Consider the following 16,991-nt stretch of genomic DNA (forward strand, 5'->3'; position numbering starts at 1 on the left):
GACCCGGATGGCAGACCAACTCGCCGATAGACGCGATCAACGCGACCACCGGCGAACTGGCTGAACCTAACCTAGCGGGCTGATCTTAAAGAGACGCACCCATGTGAGCGCGACTTTCACGGAGCAAGCAGACCTTGCCGTATCAACGGACTTCCCGCCCGGTGAATGACCGGCCCAGTCGTGCGAACGACCGGGCCGAACGCTACTTCGAGACCGTGACGGTGAGCGCCTCCGCAGCAGGTGGCTTCTTTGCGTCGACCTGGAGCCCGAGGGTTCTGGTCTGGCCGGCGGCGAGCGCCGTGCCGTAGTCGGCTCCGGTGCAGGTGATGGTCTTCGAGGCGAGTGAGCACTTCATCCCCCACGAGTTGGTGATCTTCGTGGCATTCGCGTCTGTCCAGCTGACGGTCCACCCCTTGATTGCAACGGATGACGTGATAACCACGTTTCCGACGTAGCCCCCGTTCCACGAGCTGGCTATTGCGAGGGCGGCGGTCGTGCCGCTCGCGCCCGGTGTCGACGTCGGCGTGGGCGTGGGAGTGGGGCTCGATGTCGGCGTGGCGGTCGGCGTTGGTGTTGCAGTCGCAGTCGGAGTCGGAGTCGGCGTGGCCGTCGGCGTCGGTGTTGCGGTCGGCGTCGGCGTCGGAGTCGGAGTCGGTGTGGCCGTCGGCGTCGGTGTCGGAGCCGGAGTGCCCGGCTGCGAGCCAGCACCCAGAAGCGGCGCGAGTGCATCGAGCTTGGCCTGTTCCGGCGTGACCCAATCGGCCTTGAGGATGCCCCCGGTGTCGACCGAGTTCGGGTTGTACGACCAGTACGCCCACGAGATGCCATTCGTCTTCAGGTAACTCACCAGCGTGGAGAGCCACTTCTGGTCTGACTCGGTGGCCAGCTTCGTGCCGAACTCACCCAGCAACACGGGAGCCACATTGTTCTTCACGAGGTAGCCCCAGTTCTTATCCCACAACGCGGTGAGATTTGCCGGGTAGCTGGCGTCGCTGAACCACTTCTGGTTGTAAACGGATGCTGGATAGTCGTGTGGCGAGTACACCACCTGGTTCGGCGTGTTCAGCTTCACCAGCGCCGCGCCGGCATCCTTCAGGCCGCCACCCCACCATGTCCAGTCATCGCCTGACTGTGCTTCGATGCCCTCAACGACGATGAGGAGTTTCGGGTTGACGGTCTGGATGGCGTTGCCGGCCCTCGTTGCAGCGGCCTGCCAGTTGGTTGCTGCCGGGCCGCCCCATGTTGCCGCGCCGTGCGGCTCATTGTGCAGGTCGGCTCCAATGACCGTCGGGTCGGCTTTGTAGCGCTCCGCCAGCATCGTCCAGTCGGAGATCCACTTGGTTTCGGGATACGTGCTGGTGTACCAAAGCTCTGACTGCGCGCCGGAATCCGGACGGTGTCGGTCGAGGATGACGCGGAGTCCGTTTGCCTGTGCACCGGCGACGACGGCATCCATGACCTGCAGCGGGCTCTTGCCCTCCAGGTCCTTGTTCGCCCAGTAGTTGATGTCGGTGGGCTTGGCCTGGGCGAGGCATTCGTTCGAGTACGGCAGTCGAACGGTGTTGAAGCCCATCGACGCGATCTGCGCGAGCGCCTTATTGATGGTGAGCGATCCCCAGAGACCATGCGGAGCACAGTTGTTGGTTTCCAGCCCGAACCACGAGACCGCCTTGATCGTGAAGACGCTGTTCGACTCGTCTTTGATCTGCGCCCCGTCGGTGTGCAGCCAGGTGGCAGCGGATGCCGGCGCTGCCGCATCCGCTGTCGAACTCGCTGACGCCAAACTGACGGCTGCGCCCGACAGGCCGGCCACGGCGATCAGTGCTGCCGTGAACGCAGCGAGGGAGCGACGGACGCGGCGTCGCGGGGAGTTTTCAGGGAACACTGGTCTCTGCACGCGCCCACAGTAGCAGTACGCCGGGCGCGGCACTCCCAGATGTTATTTCGCGGCGTCGGAGAGGTTTTCGGAGGGCTCCATGGCCTCAATCTTCTGACGAATCGTCATCTGCCGGCGTTCATATTCCCGGCTGCTGAACGTTGCCTTGCGTACGGATTCCTTGTTCTCCAGGCTGGAGCCCAGGGCGCCGGCCAGCGTTCCCAGTGACGCGGAGAGCCACGACAGGTTGACGTAGTCTCCGAATGCGACCTCGTGGCCGAGCTGTTCGGCCATGAAACCGCTGTTGATGATCATGAGGGAACCGGCGAGGATGACGACGAACAGGCCGATATACATGGTTGCCACTGCGCTCACGAGGGTGGTTACCGTCGCGAGGTTGTAGGTGATTTGCCGCTCTCGCCTGAGTCCTCCGCTGGGGCGCTCCCAGAGGTTGTTGGACACCATCAGCCAGGTGCTCAAGACCGCAATCGACAAGATGCTGACGCCGAGGAGTCTCCAGGTGCTCGCGAAATCGGCCAGGCTCCAGATGCTTGTGTAGAAAATGCCGAACGCCCCTGTTGCGATCGCCGCCGCCATGGCTGATGAGAGTTGGGGGATCAGTCGCCATGGCCTATTGCTGTGCACCATCCCGGCTTGCAGAAGCAGGCGTCCAAGCGGACCCTTCACCGTTTCGTACGTGTCCTGCCCATCGGGATTGTCCGGTTCGGTGTCACGGTAGAGCGCACGTCTGGTCAGGGAATCCTTGCCGCGGCGCAGGTCCTTCGTCGCTGCTGCGCCGTGAAGGGCCGACAGGACTTCCAGGAGAGCGCGAGTCAGCCGCAGCCTGCGCACCACGCCCAATGAGGGCAGCGCGATCATCCCCGACTTGAAAGCCACATTCGCACTGGAAATCAGCGGCTCATTTTCAACGTACTTGGGAAGGTCAGTGAGATACACCACATAGTTCCAGTTCCACTGTTCGCGCAAGAGCGTCGCATCGTCGTTCAGGTCGACAACACCCGACTCGTTGAGCGGCAATGAGAATTCCACCACCTGCACGCGCCAGTCGACCTCAGAATCCACGGACGCGGTGAGGGATGCGGGGAGCGTCTTCTGGAGCGTCTCAGCCAGTTTCAACGGCATTCCCGGATCCGCGATCAGGCCGACGACCATGGTGTTTTGTGTAGCTTCCATTCAAAGACCGTACTCGTCGGACTTCCGTGTCAGCCGAGTGCGTGCCGTCTCACAGGCCGAAACGGTTAGGATCGTGCAGTTCCCGCAGATAGAGAAGAGACCACCGTGCTCGAACGCAACACCCTGACCCCCGCCGAAATCGCGGTCGAACCGTATGTGCTGTTGACGACGTTTCGGAAGAGCGGCGACGCCGTGTCCACGCCGGTGTGGATCGTCGATGGTGGCGATGGTCACCTGCTCGTCACGACGGATGGTGCGTCAGGCAAGGTCAAGCGGATCCGCAACGGCTCCAGGGTCGAGCTCACCCCGTGCGACATGCGTGGGCGCGTCGCCGATGATGCAGCGGTGACGCCGGCGACGGCAGAGATCCTCACCGACCCGGCGACTCGCGCGGTCATCGAGACCGCGCTGAACGCGAAGTACGGCCTGCGCTACAAGGCGATTCGTGCAGCAGGAAAGCTGCGCGGCGCAGAGAAGACGAGCGTTGTCGTCCGCATCACGGTGCCGCCGGCAGTCTGAAACGTCAGCCCGTGGGCTGAGCGGGGACTGCTGCAGAATGTGAGGCAGCCGCTGCGGCCTCTGCATCGGCGACCCGAGCGGCCATGTTTGCCTGTGCAGCCGTTGCCGCTTTCGCAGCGCGACGATCCTTGGTGCGCTTGAGTGCAGCCTTGGCCGCCTTGTTCATGGTCGTGCTCACCTTCTTGGGACCCGTGAACTCGGTGCCAAGCAAAGCCAACCCGCCCAGGGCGATCAGGGATCCAGGGCCGGGCAGCGGAATCAGTGCGACTCCCAGCAGAACCGTCCCTGTGCCGGCAACGCCCACCGTTGTGCGGTAGACCCTGTTCGCCGTTGGGTGACGCCCGATGCTGCCACGTACGCTGCTGAACGCCCGCGCCGCCGGATGAGCGCGGGTGGATTCTGACGTGGCACCAGCGTCAGAACCTGAACTGGCTTCTGTGCCGCTCTCCATCTGGATGATCAAACGCTCGTCTGGCTGCATGCGGTCATGGTAGCCACCATGACTGGGCGGCGCCTGACTATCTGACGCCTCGTCATGCCAGACTGTCGACACGACCGCCGGACTGTCGACAGTCGCAACGCGCGCGATGGGAGAGCCATGCAGGAAACCGTGATCACTGTGCAGGGACGATTCTCGACCTGGCACCAGCCGGAACGCGCCACCGTGCAGTTGCGCGTCGGACTCGACGGTGCAGACCGCCAATCTGTGTTCGACGGAACAACACGCGCAGCTGACATCGTGCGCTCAAGCATCACTGCGCTGCACAACGCCCAGAACGGACCCGTCACCTGGTGGTCATCTGACACCCTCGCGGTGTGGAGCACCAAACCGTGGAACAACGAGGGCAAGCAACTCGCCCCCGTCATCCACGCGGCGATCAACTTCAGCGTGCGTTTCAGCGACTTCTCCGCCCTCACCCGGTGGATCGAGGCGATGGCCGCGAGTGACTCTGTGACGGTGGGGCACATTGAGTGGTCACTGACCCAGGCCCGCATGACGACCGTCACAGCCGAAGTGCGTTCCCGTGCGGTGAAAGACGCCGTCGACAAGGCCAGTGTGTACGCGCAGAGCATCGGACTCGGCCAGGTCAAGGCCATCGCGCTCGCCGATCCCGGCATGCTCGGAGACCAGGGGTCTGGGGCGGCACCGTACATTCAGGACGCCATGATGATGCGAGCGGTGGGCGGCGCAGGCGACACAGAGCTGGTGCTGAAACCAGAGGATATCGAGGTCAGCGCCGTCGTCGACGCACGCTTCATCGCAACCTGAGGCAGAACCGTGGTCAGTCGGTGATGAGGCGCTTGCCGAACGAGAGCACGGCATCCGTTGTATAACCCAGCGCCTCATAGAAAGCGGATGCCTGCGCATTGTCTGCCCGCACCTGCAGGTTGAGCTTGGGGCAGCCGTTCGCCTCCAGGAGCCGCTCGACCTCTGCCATGAGCGCGCGGCCGTGGCCCTTTCCCTGCTCTGACGGGGAGACCGCGAGGTAGTTCACCCAGCCGCGGTGCCCGTCGTATCCCGCCATCACGCTGGCGATCACTTGTTCGCCGCCTGCGTAGTCTTCATCGTCGGTGTGGTCTTCATCGTTGTTCACGCCAACGAGGAACAGCTCTGGCTGCACGGTCAGCTTGCGCGCAATGTCTGCTCGCGGGTCATTCCACGGGCGGGTGAGCCCGCTGGCCTCCCACAACTCGATGACGGCGTCGGTGTCGGCGGGGTGGAAGGTGCGAATCAGCATCCGCATATCTTTGCAGTTGTGCCGGGGTGCGGAGAACGCGACGAGGGAGCGGCCCGCTACAGGTTGAAGGTGGCCAGAACAGCAAGGTGATCGCTCGAGCCAGACTCGACCGTACGCAGCGACGTGGCTTCTAGGCCGCGCTGGAAGATGTGGTCGATCCGGCCGAGCGGGAACGACGCCGGCCAGGAGAAGCCGAGCGATGCATTCGACTGGTTCGGCTCGTCCAGTACGGCCCTGAGCGGCGCGAGAGCCCGATCTGAGGAGGTGGCATTGAAGTCGCCGAGCACAACCAGGCGATCGTTCTCGTCATTCGGCACCATGGCGGCGAGCTCCCGCAGCATGGTGTCTCGATCGGTGTGCTCGCCAGGCCTGAATGATGCAGCGTGGATGACGTAGACACTCACGAGTCCCTGCGGAGTGTCGATGTCGGCGGCAAGCGCGCGCTTCCAACCAAGCCCCAAGGTGAGAGGCTGCTCGTTGACGATGGGGAAGGTGCTCCACAGGCCAACTGTGCCAACGGTATAGCTGTATGGATGGCTGTCCGCGAGCGCAGCGGCAGCCGCATCCCGCGCGTCGGCGTCGAGCTCTTCAAGGGCGATGATGTCGGCACCCTGTTCGACCAACGTCGTGGCCGACGTGGCCGCAGTGCCTGATCCAGCCTGAACGTTCTGGCTCGCGACAGTCAGGGTGTTCTCGGACGCTGCAGCGGGCGCCAGCCAACCGAGCGGAACCAGGCTGGGCACGAACGCCACGGCCCACACCATCAGCGGCACGGCAACGACCATCCACGCACGACGCCTGCGGCTCAGCAGCGCGGCGAAGAACAGCACAGGCACGAGCAACCCAAGCCACGGCAATACGGTGGCGAATCCGGTGCCGATTGAGCCGGGAATGAACGCGCCGAAAGCTATGGTGATGGCAAGCACAACGGCAGCGACAGCGACGCTCCTGGCCAACCATCGCCTGCTCGCGCGCCGGGGCGACGGAGCCTTTTCGCTTCCGGGTGCTGCTCTGTACATGCTTTCATCTTGCTGGCCTGGCCTGTGCAAGTCCCGAAGGCATGGCATGCACTTTCAATGACACACTTGACGCGACCGAGGAGGACCAGTGGCACTGATCGACAACGCCATCTACGTGGATGGCCGACGAGTGGACACTCCGGCGACGCTTGACGACAGCTTCGACAGCATGAAGGCGCACAAAGGCGTCGCGTGGATCGGCCTGTACCGCCCGACCGAAGCCGAAGTGCGCTCAGTGGCCACTGAGTTCGGGCTGCACTACCTCGCCGTCGATGACGCGTTGCGCGGTCATCAGCGGGCGAAGCTGGAGAAATATGACGACATCCTGTTTCTCGTGCTCCGCCCTGCCCGGTACATCGACGTGGACGAGCGCGTCGAGTTCGGGGAACTCCACATCTTCGTCGGGCCCGATTTCGTCGTGACCATCCGACACGCAGAATCGCCGGACCTTGCAACGGTCAGGAAGCGGCTGGAAGCAGAACCAGAGCTGCTCGCGCTCGGCCCTGAGGCCGTGTTGTACGCGATTCTGGACCAGGTCGTTGATGAATACGGCCCCGTTGTGGCCGGTCTCGAGAACGACATCGACGAGATCGAAGACCAGCTCTTCGACGGCAACCCAGAGGTGTCGCGGCGTATTTATGCGCTCTCCCGCGAAGTCATCGAGTTTCAGCGGGCGACGAAACCCCTGGCCCCGATCCTGGAATCGCTGGTGAAGGGGTTCGAGAAGTACAACGTCGCCGTTGACCTGCGGCGCCTTCTCCTCGATGTTCTCGACCACACCATTCGAGTGACGGAACAGGGCGACGGCCAGCGCCAGGTGCTGCAGAACGCACTCACCGCGAACAGCACGGTGGTCGCCCAGCGACAGAACGACGAGATGCGCAGGTTGACGGAGACGAGCCTTGCCCAGAGTGAAGAGGTCAAGAAGATCTCCAGCTGGGCGGCCATCCTCTTCGCGCCGACCCTGGTCGGAACGATCTACGGCATGAACTTCAGAAACATGCCAGAACTCGACTGGGAGTACGGCTATCCGTTCGCCATCGCCCTCATGCTCGCCATGGGTTTCGCGCTTTACCGGGTTTTCAAGAAAAGAAACTGGCTTTAGGCCTCCGAAGCCGCGAAACTCGGGGCAGCCTAAGCCAAAAAGGCGTGTCTCCGACTTAGGGTTGCGGTGTGTGGCGCCTCGATAAAAAACTAAGTGACGACGACGTGCAGTCGGAGTACGCGGACGCGTCAGCGCCCGGCGCACAGAACATGACGTCTCCGCACGCCGTCAGTCTGGGAGATCCGACGCTGGTCGCCGGAAACATTGCCGAGCCTTCGTGGCAACGCTGGCGGGACGACCTCGCCAGGGTCGGCGGTGAATCACCGCTGCTGCACTTCAGTGACAATCCACGCACCCGCATCGAACTGAGCGCCAGCCACCCCGGTGGGCTGCCACAGTTCATCACGGGCAAGTCGACGTTGCTCTCCAATCTGATCCGCGATGAGCTGGCACTGCGCAACGCGCGCCTCGCCGCAGGTGAGATCACCCAGAAGGGCATCGAGCTGCGATCCATGCGCGGCATCGAGTCCGTGCACCTGGCCATCGGACTGGCAGAGTGGCGCCACGGCGACGAAGAGTTCACCGCCCCAGTGCTGCTGCGGCCCGTCGCCATCCGTCGCTATGGTCGTGACTTCGAGCTGAAGCTCAAGGGCCAGCCGTTCCTGAACCCTGAGCTGGCGCACGCCCTGCACGACCAGTTCAAGATCACCCTGGATGCCGACGCATTCGTCGCGCTCGCCATCACCAACGGCGCGTTCAAGCCGCAGCCCGTCATCGACCGCCTCCGCGGGCTCACCTCGCACCTGCCGTGGTTCAACGTGGTGCCGCGCCTCGTCGTGTCGTCCTTTGCGGATGTCGGACGCGTGCTTGCCGAAGACGCCAGGAACTTCGACCACCCACTTCTCGACGCCATCGCAGGGAACCCGGCAGCGAAGCGCGCGATCGAAGCCGCATACAACCCTGTGGTGCCGATCGGCCAGGACGCCAGGCCGCCGGCCACCGACACTCTCCTCCTCGACGCCGACGCCGAGCAGGAGAACGTTGTCGCGCAGATCGCCGCAGGTAACTCGCTCGTCGTGAAGACGCTGCCGGGCACCGGTGGCACCCAGACGGTCGTCAACGCGATCGGTTCGCTCATGTCGCAGCACAAGCGCGTGCTCGTGGTGAGCGCCCGGCGCTCCAGCCTCGACGGCATCGCCCACCGGCTGACCCAGATCGGACTCCCCGGCGTTGCGGTCACCCCGCGAACGCTCCGCCGCGACCTCATCCAGTCGATCACCCGCAACGAGAAGGCCACCCAGCCCAAGGTCAGCGATGTCGACGACGCTCTCGTTCGCTTGCGCAAGGTGCTGCTCGACTACCGCTACGCGCTCACTCGCCGCGATCCTGCTCTCGGTGTGTCGGTGCTCGATGCGCTCGGCGAACTCACGCGCCTCGCGCAGCTGCCGAACCCGCCGGCAACCACGGCCAGGCTCGACCGCGCCGCGCTTGAGCGCCTCGCGAATGACCGCACCGCCGCAGCGCAGACGTTGATCAAGGCCGCGGCCCTCGGCGAGTTCCGCTACGGACCCGCCGACTCTCCCTGGTACGGGGCGTCATTCACGTCGACGGCTGAAGCGGCATCCGCTCACCAGCTTGCCAAGCGCGTCAACCAGATCGAGCTGCCCCGTTTGCTGGAGCGCGCATTCGGGCTGGTCGGCCAGACCAAGCTGCGCCCGTTCGAAACCATCACGGAGCTCGGCATCTACCTGAGGCTGCTGCTCGACATCCGCGAGACCCTCGACCGGTTCCAGCCTGCCGTGTACGACCGGTCGCTCACCGAGCTGATCGCGGCAACATCGTCGCGCAGGGAGTCGTCGGAGATGACGGCGACGAGCCGTCGCCGACTGCGGAAGCTGGCCGACGAGTACCTGCGCCCTGGTGTGCACGTCAGCGATATGAACGAGAGCCTGCGGCGTATCCAGCAGCAGCGCACCCTGTGGCAGCGCTACGTGGTCGCCGGCGCTATTCCAGAGGTGCCTGTCGGCATCGCGGATGTGCACGTCGCCTACCAGCGGGTCGCCGCCGACCTGGGCACCCTTGACGTGCCACTCGGCACCGCCGGCACGACGCGACAGCTCGCTAACCGTCCGGTCAAGGAACTCATCCACATGATCTCGGGGCTCGCTGCAGAGAGCGAAGTACTCGCGAACCTGCACGAGCGCACCGCGCTGCTGGCCACGCTGCGTGAGCACAACCTCGACCCACTCATGACTGACCTGTCTGAGCGCCACGTCTCAGAGCAGGATGTCTCCGCCGAGCTCGAACTCGCCTGGTGGCAGTCGGTGCTCGAGACCATGCTCAGTTCTGACAAGGCACTCCTCAACGCCAACACCCAGGTGCTCGATCGCCTGGAAGCCGACTTCAAGCTGGTCGACGAGGCACACGCCTCCTCTGCCGGTTCGCTGCTGGCCTGGTTGCTCGCCGAAACCTGGAAGATCGGCATCGTCGACTGGCCAGAGGAAGCAGAGCAGCTGCGCAGGCTCCTTCGCTCCGATCGGTTGAGCCCGACCAAACTGCACGAGGTTGCACCGCACCTCGGCCGGGTGCTCGCTCCCGTCTGGCTGGTCTCGCCGTACGAGGTGGCGACGCTGACCGACAAGATCGTCTTTGACACAGTGCTGCTTGTCGACGCTGGGGCGACAACCCTCGCCGAGAACGTCGGCGCGATCCGTCGCGCCAAGCAGGTCGTTGCGCTTGGGGACCCTGTTACGCAGACCCCGTCGGTGTTCCAGACCAGCATCAGCGAGAATGCGGATGACACCCAGACGGCTGAGTCCAGCGTCGATGCGCTGCACGCCGACTCTGCGCTCGCCAGGCTCGGCGAACTACTGCCGACGCTCACCCTCACCCGCAGCTACCGCGCTGGCGGCGAAGACCTGACTGAGATCGTGAACCACCGCTTCTACGGCGGCCGCATCGATTCACTGCCATGGGCCGGAAGCTTCCTCGGGCACGGCAGCCTCACGCTCAATTACGTCGAGGGTGGGCACGGCATGCCGGATGCCGACACCGGCGCGGTCGAGAGCGTCGACGCCGAGGTCGCGAAGGTTGTCGACCTCGTCATCGACCACGCGGTCAAGCGTCCTCGCGAGTCACTCATGGTCATCACCGCGAGCACCAGGCACGCTGTTCGCGTGAACCAGGCCGTGCTCGCCGCCTTCGCCAAGCGCACCGATCTCTCCGACTTCATACTGAAGGACAGGGCAGAACCCTTCACCGTGCTCACGCTTGAGCAGGCCGTTGCCCAGAGCCGCGACCGCGTCATCTTCTCCATCGGCTACGGTCGCACCCCGCACGGACGCCTGCTGTCGAACTTCGGTTCCCTCGGTGAGCCGGGCGGCGACCGCCTGCTGGCCATCGGGATGACCCGGGCACGCCGCGCAATGGATATCGTGTCGTGCTTCCGCCCTGCCGACATCGACGACGACCGCCAGCGCCACGGCATCCTCGCCTTGTCCCAGCTGCTCACGCAGACGGAAGCGCGCGGCACCGAAGTGTCTGTTCCCGACGCCAGCGAGGCCATGCTGGTCGACCTGGCCACCCGCCTGCAGCGCATGGGGCTCACGGTCTCGCTCGGTCACCGCGGCAAGCTTGCACTCGCTGCCTCATACGCCGGTCGCGCCGTCGTCGTTGAAACGGATGTCGTCGTCGGTCGCGCAAGCCTCCGCGAATCGCTGCGGCTGCGCCCAGAGGTGCTGCGCCGGCTCGGCTGGCACTACCTGCGCGTGCACAGCTTCGAACTCTTCAGCAACCCGGATGCCGTCGCCGCTCGCGTGGCAGCGCTGGCCGGCGTCAAGCCTGCAGCCACTGCGTTTGAAGGCCCCTGAGTTCGAAAGCCCTGCGTGTGAAACCCTTGGGTTCGAAACGCAGGTCAAGGGCGCGTAGCCTTGTTCCATGAGTGAGAGTGCAACACCGCGCCAGGAAGTCGTCCGGCAGCCAGGACGTTCACGGCGCGCGAAACTCACCCCTGCACCGGGTACAGACCCGAGTCCTGACGTTCCCGTTCCTCGGGAAGAGGGCGGTGTCGCATCCGTCGGCTCTGTCGGCGGTGCGTCACGCGGGGAGAACGACGACCGACTGCGTCAGGATCGTCCACCGCACTGGTAGCTCGCGAGGTTTCGAGGCGGCCGTGACCGGCCTTCCTCAACCAGCGGGGTCATGCGGATGCCGCGCCAGCTCCAGGATGGCTGTCACCTCGTCATCCTCCGTCTGCCGAAAGTCGTAGTAGTACTCGCCGACGGCAAAGAACGACGCAGGAGTATGCAGGCTGACGAGGTCGTCAGCAGAGGGAATCCGGTCGAGTGCGCTCTGGGGGCAGACGGGCACCGCCAGGACGACGCGCTCGGCCCCGAGTTCATGCATGACCCGGCATGCTGCCTCGGCCGTCGATCCTGTTGCAACGCCATCGTCCACCACGATCACCGTGCGGCCGGACGGATTGACACGGTCTTGCATGCGCCACCGCTTGACGCGGGCATCGAGTTCTGCGCGTTCGCGTGACTCGACGCCCTGCAGCTGGTGATGGGTGATCCAGCCCGTGCCGAACCCGGAGTTCATGACGCGAACGCCGCCCTCGCCGATTGCGCCGACGGCGACTTCAGGTTGCGGGGGATACCCAAGCTTCCGCACGATCACGAGGTCGAGCGGCGCATCCAGGAACCGAGCAACCTCGTAGGCGACAGGGACCCCGCCGCGGGGAATGGCCATCACGACGGGGTCCAGGTCGCGCAGGTATTCGAGCAACGGGGCCAACCGTTGCCCGGCATCCGTTCTATTCGAAAATGCCCTCATGAGGCTGACGCGTTTCTACAGGGTGATTTTGGTCTCGCTGGTGTTGTTTGCCTTGAGCAGGTCGCGGATCTCGGTGAGGAGGTCGAGCTCTGTGGTGGGCGCGGCCTTGGCTTCAGCAGGGATGCCAGCCTTACGGCGGCGCTCCTGTGCTTCCTTCAGCTTGTTGAGCGGCATCACAAACGCGAAGTACACGACTGCCGCAACGAGAAGGAAGTTGATGATGGCCGACAGAACGAGTCCGAACGAGATCTCGGCCTTGCCTAGCGGCACGACCATGGAGTTCGCGAGGCTGTCAGCGTCGAAGAACGATGCGATCAGCGGGTTGAAGAATCCCGTCACAATGGCGTTCACAACCGCGGTGAATGCAGCGCCAATGACGACTGCGACAGCAAGCTCAATCACATTGCCACGCATGATGAAGTCTTTGAAACCCCGAATCACGGAAGTGTCTCCTTTGGTCGCCGGCGAGCTCATGACAGCGGGTGCTGGCATTCGCAGTGGTGAATCCAGCCTATGACGAACCGACTCTGCTCCGCACCCGGCGATGCGGCGGATGACCTCAGGATGCGGCTGCCGCCCGTGAGCTGGAGCCCGAAGAGCTGGAGCTGGAAGAGCTGGAGCTGGACGTGGAGCTTGCGCTGGACGTGGAGCTACCGGCGCTGACCGTCGGCTTGCTCTCCTTGGCGGGGGTGGCGGCGGGCGCACTGCTGCCCTTGGCTGCGACGGGCGCTGAACTCGACGACTTGGTGTCGCGCGAGTCGTTGCGGTAAAAACCAGAGCCATTGAAGGTCACGCCGATGGACGAGAACACCTTGCGCAGCTTGCCGGCGCAGGTGGGGCACTGGGTGAGCGAGTCGTCAGTGAATGCCTGGTGGATATCGAACGCGGTGTCGCACTCGGTGCAACGGTATGAATAGGTGGGCACTGAATCTCCGGCCGTGGGTGGCGACGTGCGTATGCACGTCGAAGAATTAGAACGAGATGATTCTCGTAGGGGTGATCGCCCCGTTGACGGGCTGATCGTGAACTTCTCGAGGAACCTCATCGAGGACTTCGTTGTCGTACACGACCGCATAGACCGGGGGGCAGCGTTCCATGGAGCCCAGGGTCTTGTCGTAGTAGCCGCGGCCCCAGCCCATGCGCATACCTGCGGCATCGACGGCCGCGGCCGGCACGATGATGAGGTCGACGTCGTTGATCGCGATCGGTCCGAGCAGTTCACCGACGGCTTCCGGCGTGCCGGCGATACCCTCGATTTCTTCCTGCTCTTCGCCAACTGTCCAGTCGAGCAGACCATCGTCGCGAGTGATTGGGAAGAGGACTCTGATGCCTTCTGCCTCTGCCCAGTTCAGGAACGGGCGCGTGTTCGGTTCATTGCGAGCCGACAGGTAGCACGAGATCGAACGGGCTGACAGGTCAATAACAAGACTTTGTAAATTCTCGGTAAACCCTGCGGTAGCGGCATCTTTCTGAACCGAGGTGAGGTTCTGGCGGCGCTCCCGTAATTCCGCGCGAAGCGCCCTTTTTCGGTGACCGATGTCAGAGACCATGTGTTTCATTCTAGATGTGGAATCCGAATGGAAGCCGATAGCCTGTGCTGCATGGTAAATCGGATTACAAAAGCAGTCATTCCCGCCGCGGGACTAGGAACACGATTCCTGCCCGCCACAAAGGCCATGCCGAAAGAAATGTTGCCCGTTGTTGACAAGCCCGCGATTCAGTACGTAGTCGAGGAAGCAGTTGTCGCAGGCCTGCACGACGTGTTGATGATCACGGGGCGTAACAAGAACTCCCTGGAGAATCACTTCGACCGTCTGCCGGAGCTTGAAGCGTTGCTCGAAGCGAAGGGTGATTCAAGCCGCCTCGCAAAGGTGAACGCGTCAACCGACCTGGCTGACATGCACTACGTGCGACAGGGCGATCCCCGTGGTCTTGGACACGCGATCCTGCGCGCCAAGATGCACGTCGGCGATGAGCCGTTCGCGGTACTGCTTGGTGACGACATCATTGATCCGCGTGATCCCCTCCTCGGGCGCATGCTCGATGAGCAGGAGAAGCGAAGCGCAACCATCATCGCGCTGATGGAGGTTGACCCCTCCCAGATCTCGCTTTACGGTGCAGCTGCCGTTGAGGCCACTGACGACCCCGACGTCGTTCGCGTGACCGGCCTGGTTGAGAAGCCCGCGGTTGAAGACGCTCCGTCGAACCTCGCGATCATCGGTCGGTACGTGCTGCGTCCGGAGGTCTTCGAGATCCTCGAGAACACCGCGCCTGGCAAGGGAAACGAAATCCAGCTGACGGACGCCCTCCAGGCGATGGCCGTCAGCCCCGAGCAGACCGGTGGCGTGTACGGCGTGATCTTCCGCGGCCGTCGCTACGACACCGGAGACCGTCTCGACTACATCAAGGCCATCGTGCAGCTTGCGGTTGACCGTGCGGACCTCGGTCCAGACCTGCGCCCGTGGCTGCGCGAGTTCGCAGCCGGGCTCGAGGATGGCCCTGTGGAATCAAGCCTGCTCGACTAAGGATGCTCGGCTAGATTTGTCGATATCGGCACATCGGCCACCACCGGGCGACCGCGCACACACAAAACGGGCGGTCGCCCACATCAGAACCGGGCAGATGTCCCCACCAAGGGACGGATGCCCCCAACAAGACGGGTAAAGCGTGCCATTCGCGATTCCTACGCTGCACGAGGGGGATATCACCCTGCGTGCCGTGAAGATTAAGGACGCGAAACTCCTTGAGCAAGAACTCATGGAGAACCGGGGCTGGTTGCGAAAGTGGGAAGCAACCAGCCCCTACGCCCCGATGTCGTTCGACACACGTGCCAGTATCCGTGGCCTGCTGTCGCACTCGCGCGCTGGCAACGGCCTGCCGTTCATCATTGAGTCGAGGGGCGAACTCGCCGGCCAGCTCAACGTGTCATCAATCACCTGGGGATCGCTGTCATCGGCGACCATCGGCTACTGGGTGAGTGAACGCTTCGCCGGGAAGGGCATCACCCCCACCGTCGTCGCGCTGGCCACCGACTACTGCTTCTTCCAGTTGGGCCTGCATCGGATGGAGATCTGCATCCGGCCAGAGAACGCCCCGTCGCTTCGCATCGTCGAGAAGCTCGGTTTCCGCTACGAGGGCCTCCGCCGTCGCTACATCCACATCAATGGCGAATGGCGCGACCACTTCTGCTTCGCCCTCGTGGCCGAAGAGGTGAAATCTGGCGTGCTCTCGCGCTGGCACGACGGAACTGTGCCGCCGGACGCGGCCGCCATCACCCCTGCCGACCTGGCCGCTGCAGCGCATCCGTTGTACGTGCCGAAGAAATAAGTCCTGACAGTCTGCACATTTCCTCCAGACACACCCTCGGGAATGTGGCGCATAGTACCCGGCGACTCATACCGTAGGGAGCATGAGCGGTGAGGCACTGGGTGGGGGAGTCATGGTGGCGATTGCTGCTGTGCTCTGGGTTGCGTACCTCATGCCGACGTGGGCGAGGCGTCGGCAGTATTTGGCCACCGAACGCAACGCCGTGCGATTGCAGCAGACCATGCGCATTTTGGCTGAAACAGCCGAGGTCCCAGCGCAGGTGCGTGTGGAAGCATCGGCTCGAACCGTGTCAGCGCAACAGAAACTTCTTGCCCAGGCTGAAAGTGATGCCAGGGCAGACGCCAAATACGCAGCGGATGCCGCACGAGCGGCCAGGCGCGCGGCGGTACTCGCTGCGACTGCGTCGCTCCAGCCAGCCGTCTCTGCCTCTCCCTCAACGTTGCACCGCCTCCGACGCGCGCGGTCGCTGACCTCCCTCGTGCTGCTGGCCGGGGTGCTGACGGTCGCAGCCGGCATCGGACCTGCCCTCGCTGGAACGTGGGTGCTGCTGATCGCCGGTGGCCTCACGGCAGGCGCGTCGCTGGGTCTGTTGTCGCGGCTCGCCAAGGCTGGACGCTCTATTCGCGCGGCGAACACGGTGGCCACCGCTGCCCCCGTCCAGCGCAGGCGCGGAATGCAGATGCCGGACTTCGAACCTGTGCACCTCGAGCCAGAGGTCGAAGCTGCGCCCGCAACGTGGACCCCGCGGTCGCTCCCTCGCCCCCTGTACCTCTCTCGTGGGTCGATCGCGCAGACGGCGATGGCATCCGTCGATGCTGCCGCGCAGTTGAAGGCGGCGGCCGCAGAGGCCGAGATCGCCCTGCGGGCCGCGCAGATCGTTGCCGCGAAGACCTCGCAGGAAGCTACGCCGATCACGCGCCCCGTTGCGCGCCCGGCGGCATCCGCTATGGCGTCGCAGGTTCGAGAGCCAGAGACAGCGTCGAACAGTCGCTTTGCGTCGATGGGCATCATCGGCGAGACAACTCCAGGCATGACCGACCTCGACGCGGTACTCCGCCGTCGCCGTGCCGGATAGCCCGGACAAAGATCGCACACCCGCCGAGTCTGAGACAGGCGGGGACCCAGCGTGCTGGCTGGCGAACGTCTGTCCAGACTGTGGTTTCTACGTTGACGATGTCTCGTTGGGCGTCTGTCAGCGGTGTGGTGGGGCGTTGCCGGTCGAGAGCTAACGCCGAGCTGACATCAAGCTGACGCATTCTGCTGTTTTCGCAGGCGCGGGCGGCTGAATGGCGAAGAACAGTCGTCCGGCCGTGATAATCTTCAAGTGCAGTTTGGGGCTATGGCGCAGTTGGTAGCGCGTCTCGTTCGCAATGAGAAGGTCAGGGGTTCGAATCCCCTTAGCTCCACCAAAACAGTAAGGACCGGCCCGAAGGGCCGGT

General features: G+C 63.9%; 17 protein-coding genes and 1 tRNA gene. 9 read left to right on the forward strand and 9 right to left on the reverse strand.

Going from position 1 to position 16,991, the window contains the following annotated elements; all coding sequences use genetic code 11:
- Positions 1 to 202 precede the first annotated feature (202 nt).
- Together AC25Z0_RS00005 and AC25Z0_RS00010 are read right to left on the reverse strand one after the other, a co-directional pair.
- A complete protein-coding gene (locus AC25Z0_RS00005; protein ID WP_488131853.1) occupies positions 203 to 1,897 on the reverse strand; it encodes a cellulase family glycosylhydrolase in 1,695 nt (564 codons plus the stop codon).
- A gap of 42 nt (positions 1,898 to 1,939) precedes the next feature.
- Positions 1,940 to 3,070 (reverse strand): hypothetical protein, encoded by a 1,131-nt coding sequence (locus tag AC25Z0_RS00010; protein WP_488120803.1) that lies wholly within the window; start codon positions 3,068 to 3,070, stop codon positions 1,940 to 1,942.
- Between the two features lie 105 nt (positions 3,071 to 3,175).
- Between AC25Z0_RS00010 and AC25Z0_RS00015 the strand changes: the two genes are divergently transcribed.
- Positions 3,176 to 3,589 carry a PPOX class F420-dependent oxidoreductase gene (locus AC25Z0_RS00015; RefSeq protein WP_488120804.1) on the forward strand — a complete coding sequence of 138 codons (414 nt, stop codon included), beginning with the start codon at positions 3,176 to 3,178 and terminating at the stop codon, positions 3,587 to 3,589.
- Positions 3,590 to 3,593: 4 nt separating this feature from the next.
- Here the strand turns inward: AC25Z0_RS00015 and AC25Z0_RS00020 are convergent, their stop codons facing one another.
- The gene (locus AC25Z0_RS00020) at positions 3,594 to 4,070 is read right to left on the reverse strand and encodes a PGPGW domain-containing protein (RefSeq protein ID WP_488120805.1); all 477 of its coding nucleotides are present in this window, start codon (positions 4,068 to 4,070) and stop codon (positions 3,594 to 3,596) included.
- 117 nt (positions 4,071 to 4,187) lie between these two features.
- Here AC25Z0_RS00020 and AC25Z0_RS00025 point away from each other — a divergent pair, with 117 nt between their 5' ends.
- Entirely contained in the window at positions 4,188 to 4,859 is a 672-nt protein-coding gene (locus AC25Z0_RS00025; RefSeq protein WP_488131854.1) for an SIMPL domain-containing protein, read from the forward strand.
- Between the two features lie 13 nt (positions 4,860 to 4,872).
- Here the strand turns inward: AC25Z0_RS00025 and AC25Z0_RS00030 are convergent, their stop codons facing one another.
- Both AC25Z0_RS00030 and AC25Z0_RS00035 read right to left on the reverse strand, forming a co-directional pair.
- Positions 4,873 to 5,328, reverse strand: coding sequence for a GNAT family acetyltransferase (locus AC25Z0_RS00030; protein WP_488131855.1), 456 nt, complete (start codon positions 5,326 to 5,328; stop codon positions 4,873 to 4,875).
- A 56-nt stretch (positions 5,329 to 5,384) separates the two neighbouring features.
- The gene (locus tag AC25Z0_RS00035) at positions 5,385 to 6,347 is read right to left on the reverse strand and encodes an endonuclease/exonuclease/phosphatase family protein (RefSeq protein WP_488120808.1); all 963 of its coding nucleotides are present in this window, start codon (positions 6,345 to 6,347) and stop codon (positions 5,385 to 5,387) included.
- Between the two features lie 88 nt (positions 6,348 to 6,435).
- On the opposite strand from AC25Z0_RS00035, the gene AC25Z0_RS00040 reads away from it, so the two are divergent.
- The 3 genes from AC25Z0_RS00040 (at position 6,436) to AC25Z0_RS00050 (ending at position 11,541) form a co-directional block, all read left to right on the forward strand.
- Positions 6,436 to 7,452, forward strand: a complete 1,017-nt coding sequence (locus AC25Z0_RS00040; protein WP_488120809.1) for a magnesium and cobalt transport protein CorA — start codon at positions 6,436 to 6,438, stop codon at positions 7,450 to 7,452.
- Between the two features lie 68 nt (positions 7,453 to 7,520).
- Positions 7,521 to 11,261, forward strand: a complete 3,741-nt coding sequence (locus AC25Z0_RS00045) for a DUF4011 domain-containing protein (RefSeq protein WP_488131856.1) — start codon at positions 7,521 to 7,523, stop codon at positions 11,259 to 11,261.
- 67 nt (positions 11,262 to 11,328) lie between these two features.
- A complete protein-coding gene (locus AC25Z0_RS00050) occupies positions 11,329 to 11,541 on the forward strand; it encodes a hypothetical protein (RefSeq protein WP_488120811.1) in 213 nt (70 codons plus the stop codon).
- Between the two features lie 36 nt (positions 11,542 to 11,577).
- On the opposite strand, the gene AC25Z0_RS00055 is transcribed toward AC25Z0_RS00050, so the two are convergent.
- The 4 genes from AC25Z0_RS00055 to AC25Z0_RS00070 all read right to left on the reverse strand — a co-directional run bounded on the left by AC25Z0_RS00055 (position 11,578) and on the right by AC25Z0_RS00070 (position 13,775).
- Positions 11,578 to 12,225 carry a phosphoribosyltransferase gene (locus AC25Z0_RS00055; RefSeq protein WP_488131857.1) on the reverse strand — a complete coding sequence of 216 codons (648 nt, stop codon included), beginning with the start codon at positions 12,223 to 12,225 and terminating at the stop codon, positions 11,578 to 11,580.
- Between the two features lie 15 nt (positions 12,226 to 12,240).
- Positions 12,241 to 12,666 carry a large conductance mechanosensitive channel protein MscL gene (gene mscL, locus AC25Z0_RS00060; protein WP_488131858.1) on the reverse strand — a complete coding sequence of 142 codons (426 nt, stop codon included), beginning with the start codon at positions 12,664 to 12,666 and terminating at the stop codon, positions 12,241 to 12,243.
- Between the two features lie 118 nt (positions 12,667 to 12,784).
- A complete protein-coding gene (locus tag AC25Z0_RS00065; RefSeq protein ID WP_488131859.1) occupies positions 12,785 to 13,150 on the reverse strand; it encodes an FmdB family zinc ribbon protein in 366 nt (121 codons plus the stop codon).
- Positions 13,151 to 13,196: 46 nt separating this feature from the next.
- On the reverse strand, positions 13,197 to 13,775 hold the full coding sequence (locus AC25Z0_RS00070) for a 5-formyltetrahydrofolate cyclo-ligase (protein WP_488131860.1): 579 nt from the start codon (positions 13,773 to 13,775) through the stop codon (positions 13,197 to 13,199).
- A 51-nt stretch (positions 13,776 to 13,826) separates the two neighbouring features.
- Here AC25Z0_RS00070 and galU point away from each other — a divergent pair, with 51 nt between their 5' ends.
- From galU to AC25Z0_RS00090, 4 genes are all read left to right on the forward strand, one after another.
- Positions 13,827 to 14,750 (forward strand): UTP--glucose-1-phosphate uridylyltransferase GalU, encoded by a 924-nt coding sequence (galU, locus tag AC25Z0_RS00075; RefSeq protein ID WP_488131861.1) that lies wholly within the window; start codon positions 13,827 to 13,829, stop codon positions 14,748 to 14,750.
- 142 nt (positions 14,751 to 14,892) lie between these two features.
- Positions 14,893 to 15,552 (forward strand): GNAT family N-acetyltransferase, encoded by a 660-nt coding sequence (locus tag AC25Z0_RS00080; RefSeq protein ID WP_488120817.1) that lies wholly within the window; start codon positions 14,893 to 14,895, stop codon positions 15,550 to 15,552.
- An 82-nt stretch (positions 15,553 to 15,634) separates the two neighbouring features.
- Positions 15,635 to 16,627 carry a hypothetical protein gene (locus AC25Z0_RS00085; protein WP_488131862.1) on the forward strand — a complete coding sequence of 331 codons (993 nt, stop codon included), beginning with the start codon at positions 15,635 to 15,637 and terminating at the stop codon, positions 16,625 to 16,627.
- A 258-nt stretch (positions 16,628 to 16,885) separates the two neighbouring features.
- Positions 16,886 to 16,961, forward strand: a tRNA-Ala gene (locus tag AC25Z0_RS00090).
- The last annotated feature ends 30 nt before the right edge of the window (positions 16,962 to 16,991 follow it).

The sequence above is a fragment of the Leifsonia sp. Y862 genome, assembly GCF_057669585.1.